This is a genomic window from Pseudoalteromonas sp. AOP7-A1-14, assembly GCF_052376275.1.
Classification (GTDB): Bacteria; Pseudomonadota; Gammaproteobacteria; order Enterobacterales; family Alteromonadaceae; genus Pseudoalteromonas.
The window spans coordinates 1-12,083 of sequence record NZ_JBQSVO010000111.1 but is presented as its reverse complement, the minus strand read 5'-3'; the positions used below and the strand labels follow the sequence as shown (position 1 = coordinate 12,083).

Annotated in this window: 10 protein-coding genes; 4 read left to right on the top strand and 6 right to left on the bottom strand. The window is 40.1% G+C overall.

Translation table 11 applies throughout. The features are described from left to right. Both ACT3RM_RS14630 and ACT3RM_RS14625 read left to right on the top strand, forming a co-directional pair. Positions 1-1,028, top strand: a 1,028-nt coding sequence (locus ACT3RM_RS14630) for a TonB-dependent receptor domain-containing protein (protein WP_444511402.1), incomplete at its 5' end; no start/stop codon positions are given. A gap of 12 nt (positions 1,029-1,040) precedes the next feature. Then, positions 1,041-2,204 carry a serine hydrolase domain-containing protein gene (locus ACT3RM_RS14625; protein ID WP_192541248.1) on the top strand — a complete coding sequence of 388 codons (1,164 nt, stop codon included), beginning with the start codon at positions 1,041-1,043 and terminating at the stop codon, positions 2,202-2,204. 178 nt (positions 2,205-2,382) lie between these two features. On the opposite strand, the gene ACT3RM_RS14620 is transcribed toward ACT3RM_RS14625, so the two are convergent. The 4 genes from ACT3RM_RS14620 to ACT3RM_RS14605 all read right to left on the bottom strand — a co-directional run bounded on the left by ACT3RM_RS14620 (position 2,383) and on the right by ACT3RM_RS14605 (position 7,942). After that, positions 2,383-4,638, bottom strand: a complete 2,256-nt coding sequence (locus tag ACT3RM_RS14620) for an acyl-CoA dehydrogenase (protein WP_192541247.1) — start codon at positions 4,636-4,638, stop codon at positions 2,383-2,385. 201 nt (positions 4,639-4,839) lie between these two features. Next, complete coding sequence (ybaK, locus tag ACT3RM_RS14615) at positions 4,840-5,301, bottom strand: Cys-tRNA(Pro) deacylase (RefSeq protein ID WP_192541246.1); 462 nt, start codon at positions 5,299-5,301, stop codon at positions 4,840-4,842. A gap of 89 nt (positions 5,302-5,390) precedes the next feature. Beyond that, positions 5,391-7,712 carry a Fe(2+) transporter permease subunit FeoB gene (feoB, locus tag ACT3RM_RS14610; RefSeq protein WP_192541245.1) on the bottom strand — a complete coding sequence of 774 codons (2,322 nt, stop codon included), beginning with the start codon at positions 7,710-7,712 and terminating at the stop codon, positions 5,391-5,393. Further along, the gene (locus tag ACT3RM_RS14605) at positions 7,709-7,942 is read right to left on the bottom strand and encodes a FeoA family protein (protein WP_192541244.1); all 234 of its coding nucleotides are present in this window, start codon (positions 7,940-7,942) and stop codon (positions 7,709-7,711) included. Before ACT3RM_RS14605 ends, feoB begins: the two co-directional genes overlap by 4 nt. Here ACT3RM_RS14605 and ACT3RM_RS14600 point away from each other — a divergent pair. After that, complete coding sequence (locus ACT3RM_RS14600; RefSeq protein WP_444511401.1) at positions 7,941-8,177, top strand: hypothetical protein; 237 nt, start codon at positions 7,941-7,943, stop codon at positions 8,175-8,177. The two genes, ACT3RM_RS14605 and ACT3RM_RS14600, sit on opposite strands and share 2 nt — an antisense overlap. A gap of 150 nt (positions 8,178-8,327) precedes the next feature. On the opposite strand, the gene dnaJ is transcribed toward ACT3RM_RS14600, so the two are convergent. Both dnaJ and dnaK read right to left on the bottom strand, forming a co-directional pair. Beyond that, positions 8,328-9,470 (bottom strand): molecular chaperone DnaJ, encoded by a 1,143-nt coding sequence (gene dnaJ / locus ACT3RM_RS14595; RefSeq protein ID WP_441836340.1) that lies wholly within the window; start codon positions 9,468-9,470, stop codon positions 8,328-8,330. 219 nt (positions 9,471-9,689) lie between these two features. Next, the gene (gene dnaK, locus ACT3RM_RS14590; protein WP_441836341.1) at positions 9,690-11,609 is read right to left on the bottom strand and encodes a molecular chaperone DnaK; all 1,920 of its coding nucleotides are present in this window, start codon (positions 11,607-11,609) and stop codon (positions 9,690-9,692) included. A gap of 234 nt (positions 11,610-11,843) precedes the next feature. Here dnaK and ACT3RM_RS14585 point away from each other — a divergent pair. After that, positions 11,844-12,083 (top strand): acyl-CoA thioesterase domain-containing protein (locus ACT3RM_RS14585; protein ID WP_444511400.1); only part of this gene is annotated, 240 nt, incomplete at its 3' end.

Here is a 12,083-nt window from a genome sequence, read left to right as displayed (position 1 = left end):
ATAATATTCAAAAAGGACAAAATAAATACCCTTTACTAATAACATCTGTGTTGGCGGATATTGAAAGAACGACATCACTAGCCTACTTTGATGTTAACTGGCAGTTATTCGATCATACTGTTCTACAATTTGGTACACGTTACTTTAAAGAGGATATTACTGCCATAACCGAATATGAAAACCCTGCGATAGCCACTCCCAGTGTCAAAACTCAAGGTTTACACAGTCAATCAGACTCTCGTTTTTTATCTAAAGCCGCGCTTAATTACCAACTCACTGATCATCAACATATCTATTTTAGTTATGGTGAAGGATATTTAAGCGCGGGTAGTAGCTGGCTTAATGAAAGCATCGATGTAACGACATTATCTCGTACCGGCACTGGAACTAACTACCAACCAGAGTTAAGTTCAAATTACGAGTTTGGTTATAAAGCAGACTTACATTCATTAAATTCACATTTTGAAATCACCTGGTTTAATACAACCGTAGATGGCTACCAACATTTTGAACTTTCACCTTATGGTATTAGTGAAGTCATAGAAGTCGATAAAGTTCAAAGCCAAGGATTTGATTTTATTTGGTTTAGTAATTTAACAGAGCAATTAACTTGGCAAATTACCGCGGGTAAGCATAATGCACACATACAAGATTGCGATGCTTGCGGTTCCAATAAAACTGGTATTCAAGTAAACGACTCTGTACCTTATACCCCAACTCAAAATATAAACAACACCCTTAATTTTACACAGGTGATATCTGATTCAATGCTATTTGATATTTCCTTTGTATGGTTACATGTAGGGGAAATGCCACTAGATTTTGCCGGGAATTATCACCAACCCAGTTATAATCAATATGATGCCAACCTGACATTTAGTTATGAGCAGAATTGGAAGCTTTCATTATGGGGTAAAAATATTACTGATAAACGTGCTCAACAATTCATGATCAGTATGCCTGGTGGACAGCTCGCCAGCTATATTAAACCTAAGCAGCTCGGTCTAACACTTAGCTTCCAATTTTAAATGGAGTTACTCATGGGTAATACTATTAACTTACAAGGTTTTACTTCGCCACAGTTTAACTCTTTAAAAAGTGCTTTTTTAGATATTTTCAATCAACTGAATGAGACTGGAGCAGCTGTTTGTGTTTATCATAGAGGAAACAAAGTTGCTCACCTATACGCAAATGCCAAACAAATGAACTCTCCTGACTGGAACAAAAATGATTACGTACCTATTATGTCATGTTCAAAAGCTTTTCTAGCAACGTGTATTCATATTCTTGCTGCGCGTAAACAACTAGATATTGATGCGCCTGTTTCCCAATATTGGCCTGAATTTGCTAAAAATAGTAAGGAAACTATCACCATTAAAATGGTATTAGCGCACACAGCAGGTTTACCGTGTCATTTTAATGGTAAAGATGGGGATATATTCAATTGGCAACAAAGCATAAAAAACATACAAAACGCGCAGTCTATTTTTAAGCCTGGGCAAGAAATTGCCTACCATGCCTTAACCTATGGCCATATATTAGGAGAGTTGGTTTATAGAGTAAGCGGTATATCACCATCACAGTTTTTTTATGAAAACATTGCAGAACCATTTGGTATAGAATCAGGTTTAGCTCAACGCCAAGGGATAATATACAGAACTATACGGGATTACCCTGACTTTACTCCTTCGAAATTAACTTTTTTTAGTAAGTGGTTGCCCAAACTGCCATTTTGGCAATGCCAATTTTTCCGCCCCTGTAATAAAGATTACCACCCCAACTCACATGCTTGGGCTACGTCTAGCATCCCAGCAGTAAATGGTTACTCTACGGCTCAAGGGATGGCGAAACTTTATGCCTTTTTGGCCAATGATGGACAATTAAAAAACCAAACCTTGCTACCTAAGTGCCAGGTTAATACGCTTAAAGAATGCATTTTTTCTGGTATTGAAAAAGCATCAAAAACTCATTGGAGGATGGCGGCTGGCTTTATGCTTAATTCACCTGAGTTTTGCTCATTTGGTCCAAATAAAAACAATTTTGGCCATATGGGGATGGGCGGATCTGTTGGTTTTTCAGATCCCGACAACAAACTTTCGTTTGCTTATGTTACTGAAAGTTTTCATCGACCAGATAAGCATGATAGAAGCATTTGTGGCAAACGTATGCAGCATCTCATAAAAGCATGTTATGAGTGCCTATAAGTTCAAACGCGTAGCATTATTAGGGCACGAAATTCCTAGGTAAACCAAAAATACATCGGTTGCTATACAAACTGTTAATCGTCACGAGCTTTCCAAAAGTAAGTGATACACGCCTTTTATTGACAAGAAAAAAGCGCCCGAACTGCTGGGCGCTTACATTGTTGAATTAAGTTAAATATTACTGATTAACAACACTCTTCAGTGGATTCACTGGCTGTGCGTTTTCGTCAAGTAAGTTCATATCAAAATCAAACTCATCTACACGAATAGCGCGTTCACGTTTGATGTTGTAATCAATTAGTTTTGCGTACTCTTTTTCGGTAATAATATTACCAACCAAAGCATTATCTAGCGTAGTAGCAAAACGTACACCTGGTTTGATAGCTTTACTACGCAAGGCTTTTTTAACCTTCGCAAGTAAATCTAAACACTCCATTTTTGCTTTATATGCTTGTTCGTTAATGTAATGGCCATCCCCCTCAATAGGTTTAACTAAATGGGTAATTTGCTTTTTAAATGCCGTATCAAGTTGCGCTTGTGTAGCTAATTCGCGAATTAAGTCATCGCTAATTTTTGGCATTTTAGTTGAGTAGTTCATAGTAATAAAACGCATAAACTTACGTGTGCCACTAGCTGGGAAATTATCTAAAAACTTATGTAATGCTTCTTCAGCGCTTTGAAGTGCAAAACGGGTTGCGTAATGGAAATACGGCGCGGCTTGCTCGCGTTCACTGCTTGCCACTTTTTGCTCATAATATTTAATTGATGCCATAGCAGCATATAAAAAGCTCATTACATCGCCTAAACGGGCTGATAGCATTTCTGCTTGCTTAAGTTTGCCGCCTAGTACCAGTAAAGAGAAGTCAGCGTATACTGCTAATTTTGCAGATAGTTTGTGTGCTGCTTTTTCATACTCGCGTACTTCTGGAAATGATGATTCTGCGCCTGCGGTAAATGGTAGAACGCCTAAGCGAAATGCGCGTAAGCTATTTGCTACGCTATAACCGACTGTTTTGCGTAAAATACGGTTAAATTCTTTATCCGCATTTTTATCTTCACTATGGATAGATTCAACCATCGATTGTAAATACGGGTGACAACGCATTACACCTTGGCCAAAGATCATCAAGTTACGTGTAAGAATGTTGGCACCTTCAACGGTGATGGCAATTGGCTGTGCAACATAGCCGCTTGCTAACGTATTTTGCGGGCCGTTCTGAATTGCTTTACCAGCTTGAATATCCATTGCTGAGTCAAGCACGTCGCGACCAATTTCAGTCATGTGATATTTTGCAATTGCAGTCACAACCGATGGCTTTAAGCCCATGCCTAAACCTTCGGTTGTAAGTACACGCATTGCTTCTTGTAGGTATGTTTTACCTGCAATATCAGCGAGTTTTTCTTGAATACCTTCAAACTGACCTATAGCCAAACCAAATTGTTCACGAACTGCTGCATATTCAGCAGCGCTTTTAAATGCCACTTGCGATGAACTAACACCTAATGCAGGTAATGAAATACCACGGCCAGCGCCTAAACAGCTAACCAGCATTTGCCAGCCACGACCGATGTTCTTTTGACCACCAATAATGAAGTCCATTGGTACAAATACTTTGTTGCCACGCGTAGTACCGTTGTAAAAACGAATACCCATTGGATCATGGCGATTACCAAGTTCAACACCTGGGTGCTCTTTTGGAATAAGTGCACACGTAATACCGAGGTTTTCTTTACCACCTAGCAAGCCATTTGGATCCACCACTTTAAATGCTAAACCAAGCACGGTGGCAATTGGCGCAAGGGTGATATAACGCTTGTCCCAAGTGATCTCAAGACCAAGTACTTCTTCGCCGTTGTACATGCCTTTAGTCACTGTGCCTAAATCTGGAATGCCACCTGCATCAGAGCCTGCTTCTGGGCTAGTGAGTGCAAAACATGGAATGTCACGGCCATTGGCTAGGCGTGGTAAATAATGTGCTTGCTGCTCTTTAGTACCAAAGTGCAGTAGTAACTCACCCGGACCTAATGAGTTAGGCACCATTACAGTTACCGCAACCGCAGAACTTTTAGTTGCGATTGTGCCAACAATAGTTGAATTTGCATATGGGCTAAATTCTAGACCACCAAACGATTTAGGGATAATCAATGAAAAAAAACGTTCTTTTTTCAGAAAATCTAAAATGTATTCAGGTAAGTGAATACCGTTTTGAATTTCAGTTTCGTCTATCATACCCAATAGCTCTTGTAATGGGCCGTCGATAAATGCTTGTTCATCTGCGCTTAATACAGCAGCAGGGACTGCGCGAAGTGCGTTGAAATCAGGCTTACCTTGGTAAATAGAGCCTTCTAACCACACATCACCCGCATCAAGGGCTTCTTGTTCAGTGATAGAAATACTTGGTAAAACTTTTTTTAATTTTGTACGTAAACTCATAATCAACTCATCCGACCAGACAATAATACCTACATTACGTCATAAAATGAACAATAGATCAATTGGTCCAACCAGTTTTTTTAACATTTTTTCAATTTACTTTTTGTTGGGATAGTTAAGCCATTGAATAAAAAAGATTACATATGTACGCTGAATTAGCGTATAAAGCATGAAATTTAATCTAAAGAGGTATTTTTTCGCCTAAAACTCAGCGAGTTTAGCATTACACAACGAAACGAGATCCGTAGGACGCAAGGATATTTCGAGACCACGCTTGCCCGCACTGACGTAAATTGTCGTAAATTCTGCCGCACTTTTATGAAGATAAGTCGTTAGACGCTTTTTTTGTCCAAGCGGGCTCACACCACCGAGAATATAACCGGTGCTATTTTCTACTTTTTGTGCTGCTGCCATTTGTACTTTCTTAGCGCCGCACGCTTTTGCTAATAACTTCATATTAACTTGCCTTGTCACCGGAATGACTGCCACTATTAACTGCTGCGCGTTCGTTTCAAGCACTAAGGTTTTAAACACTTGCTCTGCGGGCAAATCCAGTTTCTCAACAGCCTCTAAACCAAAACTTTTCGCATTGGCGTCATGCTCATAGCTGAGTAATTCAAAGCTCGCTTGATGTTTTTTTAAAAGCTGTGTTGCCGGTGTCATACTTAGCGCTCCCCAATTAATTATTAGCAGTTTTAAACTAGCAAAAAAAAGAGTACCAGAGTACTCTTTTTAACAATTAAAGGTATTCGCTAAATAATATTAACAACAGGGATCAAACGACTCTTTGCAGCCATTTTTTTGCCATAAATGCGCATTGTGCTAATTGCTAAGGCAACCACCACAGCACAACCAAGTAGCCAAAATGCTGAGAACATAGGTGATTGCTTAAAGTTACCAACTTGATAAACCACTGAAGCGGTAATATAAGCAAGGCCTGTTGACCACGTAGCCACGAATAGCATCCATTTCATCCCTGCTTCACGGTACATTGCACCCATTACCGCCACGCACGGTGTGTATAATAGAACAAAGACTAAATAACTAAAGGCAGCCAACTGACTACTAAATAGGTTTTCCATGGTAGTAAAGGTAGAAATATTGACTTCTTGATCAGCCGCAGCACTAGTTTGGTCACTCACATTAGTAACATTTAAACCTAGGGGATCAAGTAAATTAGTAAACACATCGGTTAGATTAGCAGGCACACTAGCAAATGCTTCACCGACTTTGTTGAGTACATTAACCTTCTCATTATTCGCAGAGGTTGCACCATCTAGATTTGAATATAAGCTGTCTAATGTACCCACCACTGCTTCTTTAGCAAATACACCCGTAAAGATACCCACGGTTGCAGGCCAGTTGTCTTGCTCTACCCCAATTGGCGAAAAAGCGGGCGTTGCAATTTTAGAAATTTCGCTGAGCATTGATTTATCTGTATTATCATTGCCAAAGGTAAAATCGGTACCAATTGAGCTTAATATTTTTAAAATTACAAACACCATAATAATTGTTTTACCCGCGCGTAAACAAAAGCTTTTTAATCGCTCCCAGGCTTTATAGAGTACACCTTTTGCAGTTGGCATATGATAAGCAGGTAACTCTAAAATAAACGGTGTTAAAGTAGGTGTAAACAAAGTATTTTTCAGCACTAAGCCTGTTAATACCGCCATTACGATACCCAAGATATACAAGGCGAATACTAAGTTTTGGCCATTGGTTGTAAAAAATGCCGCCACAAACAACGCATACACGCTCAAACGTGCGCCACATGACATAAATGGTGACATAGCAATAGTCAGTAAACGGTCTTTATGAGTTTCTAAGGTGCGCGTTGCCATTACTGACGGTACATTACAACCAAAACCAACAATTAAAGGCACAAACGCTTTACCCGGTAAGCCAATGGCGCGCATTAACCTATCCATAATAAATGCTGCTCGCGCCATGTAGCCTGAGTCTTCAATAAAAGCTAAACAGAAGTATAAAAATCCAATAACAGGAATAAAGGTAGCTACAAGTTGAATACCACCGCCTAAACCGTCGGCAAGTAAGGCGCGTAGCCAATCAGGAGAGCCTAATGATGTTAATAACTGGCCAAAGCCGTCAACTAAAATGGCGCCTACACCGATATCAAAAAAATCTATAAACGCACCACCAACATTGACCGCAATGGTGAACATTAAATACATAATACCAAGGAAAATTGGAATGCCTAAAAAGCGGTTGATCACTATAGCATCAATTTTATCGCTAATGGTTTCACTGGCGATCCCTTTGCTGTTTTGAGTCAACTCGGCAAGTTGGTTGGCAAATTCATAACGGCCATTTGCAAACAATACATCGAGTTCATGTTGATCCGCAAATTGTGAAAACTCTGTTTTTGCCACTAATAACGTATGTTGATCAGCATAACCAAAACAGCTTTCGTCTTGCTCTAGTAACCTCAGTGCAAGCCACTGACTATCAACGTTATTTAAAGGTTCGCTATGCTCTGCTAAGCTGGCAGTGATGTTATCTACCGCTTGGGTTATTTTTTTATCATAGTTAGGTTGCTGTGATGATATTTTCTTAAATTTTAGGCCTTGCGCAATACAATCTTTTAAGGCGCTAATGTCTTTTTTATTATTCGCACTGAGTGCAACTACAGGGCATCCAAGGCGTTTTTCAAGTGCTTTAGGATCGGTTGTTAAACCATTTCGCTTTGCCACATCTACCATGTTTAATACGACTACCAGTGGTACTTTCATCTCCAGTAACTGCGCTGTGAGATATAAGTTACGCTCTAGATTTGATGCGTCAATAATATTAATGATCAGTTGTGATTCACCACTAAGTGCATAATCACGGGCAATTTTTTCATCTAAAGGTGTTTGTGCATTAACATCCAAAGAATAAGTGCCTGGTAAATCCACTAAATCAACACTTTGATCGCCCACTTTAAATTGACCAATTTTTTTGTCGATAGTCACACCTGACCAATTACCTACTTTTTGTTTGCTACCAGTTAAAGCATTGAAGAGTGTTGTTTTACCACAGTTGGGGTTGCCGATTACGGCAATGTTTGGATTCATACTGCGAGTTCCAAATTAATTGATTTTGCTTCAGCTTTGCGAAGACTCAGGACAGTGCCACGAACTTTAACAATCATAGGATCGCCAAAAGGAGAAAAGCGTAATACATGTACCGGGGCACCCGGCGTTAAACCCATAGCAAGTAACTTTTGACGTAACAAACTCGCATCGGGATCAATACTTACCACAGAGCCATGTTGGCCAATTACTAATTTGTCGAGCGTTAACATGCCATCTCATTTATTAAATACATCAATGGCACTGATTTTACGCCGATTATTCAATCATGCAAGTGAGACTAATTATCATATCGATAAGTATGTAAAAGAAAATAACCAAGCCACAGTATTCGCTTTGATATTAACAATTACGCAGAGCCAAATTGATAAATGTTTAACAATTAGCGAAATATTTGAGCTAATGCACCACTGCCATTTAATAAGATTAGTATCAGGTTTTAAATAACCTGAGCAGAAGTAATCTGTATATTCAGAAACTTTGAGCATATTTGTGTCATACAAAGCTGACAATACTCATTGTTCTTTGATCACTAAAACAGCACTAAATATAAAAAATGGTGCCAATTGGCACCATTTTTTGAACATAACTAAAACGTTACTTAGTTAGGTCATCAAAGAACTTTTTTACACCATCAAAAAAGCCTTTTTCTTTTGGACGGTTTTTAGAGCCATCCTTACCCATGCTAACTTCAAGCTCTTCAAGTAGCTCACGCTGGCGCTCATTTAAGTTAACCGGTGTTTCAATCACCACTTTACAAATCAAATCACCAACGGCACCACTGCGTACAGACTTAACGCCTTTACCACGCATACGGAACATTTTACCGGTTTGACTTTCAGTTGGGATCTTTAACTTAGCACGGCCATCAAGGGTTGGTACTTCAATTTCTCCCCCTAACGCTGCGGTAGTAAAGCCAATCGGTACTTCACAATATAAGTTATTACCATCTCGCTCAAAGATACGATGCTCGCGCACAGAGACTTGCACGTACAAATCTCCAGCCGGTGCGCCATGCATACCGGCTTCACCTTCACCCGATAAACGAATACGGTCACCAGTATCAACTCCAGCTGGAATTTTAACCGATAGAATTTTAGTTTTCTCAACACGCCCTTGACCATGGCAATTATTACATGGATCAGAGATAATTTGACCGGTCCCCTGACAGGTTGGACAAGTTTGTTGTACAGCAAAAAAACCTTGGCGCATTTGCACTTGGCCAGCACCGTGACACGTAGTACATGTTTTAGGTTTAGAGCCTGCTTTAGCACCGCTACCATCACATGGTTCACAACCAACCCAAGTAGGTACTTTAATTTCAGTCTCTTTACCACGAACAGCATCTTCTAAGCTTAAGTCCATGTTGTAGCGTAAATCAGCACCACGTTGTTGTCGAGACTGACGTCGACCACCACCGCCGCCAAATATATCACCGAACACGTCACCAAAGATGTCACCAAAGTCACCTTGGCCACCGCCGCCAAAACCACCATGGCCGCCACCGCCATTTTGATCAAATGCTGCATGGCCGTATTGGTCATACATTTGGCGTTTTTGCGGATCGGTAAGTACTTCGTATGCGTCTTTTACTTCCTTGAATTTTGTTTCAAGATCTTTATCACCCGCGGTACGGTCTGGATGATATTTCATCGCTAAGCGTTTATACGCTTTTTTGATGTCTCGTTCACTCGCATCTTTGCTTACGCCGAGAACTTCATAATAATCGCTTTTTGACATATCTATCACACTACTCTTTTCTTGCTACAGCATGATTGATTTTACTCATTCATATCGCTGTTTGATAAACCGATAAATGATATCGACTTATACCAATTTACCATCTATATACATGCAAAAGGCGCGTCAAGCTATTAGCTTACGCGCCTCAATCATTCATCCTAACTTAAATCCGTGGCTCGCACCATAATTTAAGCTAGGCAGAAGCGGTAACAACAATTACTTGTCGTCTTTTACTTCTTCGAACTCTGCATCTACAACATCATCATCTTGCTTAGCTGATTCTTGTTGCTCTGCACCCGCGTCGCCTTCGCTTTGTTGGGCTTTCGCTTGCGCAATTTCCATTAGCTTTTGAGATTTCTCAGCAAGCGCTTGTGTTTTCGCTTCGATTTCTTCTTTATCGCCGTCTTTAATTGCTGCTTCTAGGTCAACAACAGCCGCTTCAATCGCTTCTTTGTCTTCACTTGGTAACGCATCGCCCGCTTCTTCGATTTGCTTACGCGTGCCGTGAACCATTGCATCACCTTGGTTACGAGCAGCTACTAGCTCTTCAAATTTCTTATCGTCTTCAGCATGTGCTTCTGCGTCACGAACCATTTTTTCAACTTCATCATCGCTTAGACCTGAAGATGCTTGAATCGTGATTTTTTGCTCTTTACCTGTATCTTTATCTTTAGCAGATACATGTAAGATACCATCCGCATCAACATCAAATGTTACTTCGATTTGTGGAGTACCACGTTGTGCAGGACGAATGCCTTCTAGGTTAAATTGACCTAGAGACTTGTTATCGCTTGAACGTTTACGCTCACCTTGTAACACATGAATTGTTACTGCAGATTGGTTATCTTCTGCTGTTGAGAAAGTTTGCGATTTCTTAGTAGGAATCGTCGTATTCTTCTCAATTAGTGCTGTCATTACCGAGCCCATAGTCTCGATACCTAGTGATAACGGAGAAACGTCTAGTAATAATACATCATTTACGTCACCAGCTAATACACCACCTTGAATTGCCGCGCCTACTGCAACAGCTTCATCAGGGTTAACGTCTTTACGTGGGTCTTTACCAAAGAAATCAGCAACCGTTTTCTGTACTAGTGGCATACGTGTTTGACCACCCACTAGAATAATGTCGTTGATATCATTTACTGATAAATCAGCATCAGCAAGTGCACGCTTAAGTGGTTCAATTGACTTAGTTACTAAGTCTTCAACTAGCGACTCTAGCTTGGCACGTGTTAGTTTCACGTTCATGTGCTTAGGACCACTAGCATCAGCCGTTACATATGGAAGATTAACTTCTGTAGATTGCGCTGATGATAATTCAATTTTAGCTTTTTCAGCAGCTTCTTTAACACGCTGCATCGCCAAAGGATCAGTTTTTAAATCAATTCCTTGGTCTTTTTTGAATTCAGCTACTAGGTAGTTGATAACGCGGTTATCGAAATCTTCACCACCTAAGTGTGTATCACCGTTAGTCGCAAGTACTTCAAATGTATGCTCGCCTTCTACTTCATCAATTTCAATGATTGATAAATCGAAAGTACCGCCACCTAAGTCGTATACTGCAACAACGTTTTCACCTTTGTTTTTGTCCATACCGTAAGCAAGTGCAGCGGCAGTAGGCTCATTGATGATACGTTTAACTTCAAGACCTGCAATACGGCCAGCATCTTTAGTTGCTTGACGTTGTGAATCATTAAAGTAAGCAGGAACAGTGATTACTGCTGCTGTTACTTCTTCGCCTAAGAAATCTTCGGCAGTCTTTTTCATTTTTTTCAAAATTTCAGCTGAAACTTGAGGAGCTGCGCGTTTTTCACCGCCGGCTTCTACCCAAGCATCACCATTGTCAGCTTTGATAATTTGAAATGGCATGATGCCGATATCGCGTTGTACTTCTTCGTCCTCAAAACGACGACCAATTAAACGCTTAATTGCATATACTGTATTAGTTGGGTTTGTCACTGCTTGTCGTTTAGCCGGCTGACCAACTAAGGTTTCACCGTCTTGCGTATACGCAATGATCGATGGTGTTGTGCGATCGCCTTCCGCGTTTTCAATTACGCGTGCTTTATCACCGTCTAGTACTGCTACACAAGAGTTAGTAGTACCTAAGTCAATTCCAATAATTCTACCCATGAATATTCTCCAACTTCAAATTCATTATTACGTTCGATGACTAGTTAATAGGGATGCCAGATACTGAATTCAACTGTAAAAATAAAAAAAAAGGCATTTTTTGTAATTTATTTTGCAAATAGCCTTACAAAGTATGTGGATTGCCAGTTTTTAGCCTGTTTTTGTCTCCGCCGACAACTGGTCTGACAAGATTTTGTGTGCTATAAAAACACAAATACTTTAAAAGGAAGTGTTATGCACTTTGAACAATTACTAGAACGAGCAGCACAAATAGGCAAATTATCACCAGAATCGTCATCAACGTCTATGCAATTTCCAGCTAATTGGTGCCAGGGCAGAACAGCTTTTGGGGGGTTATCAGCTGCATTATTGTATCAAGCGGTTCGTCAACAGGTAGATCAAAGCCGTCGTTTACTTTCTATAAGCACTAACTTTGTCGGGCCTTTATTAGCAGATACTGACTTTACTATTAAC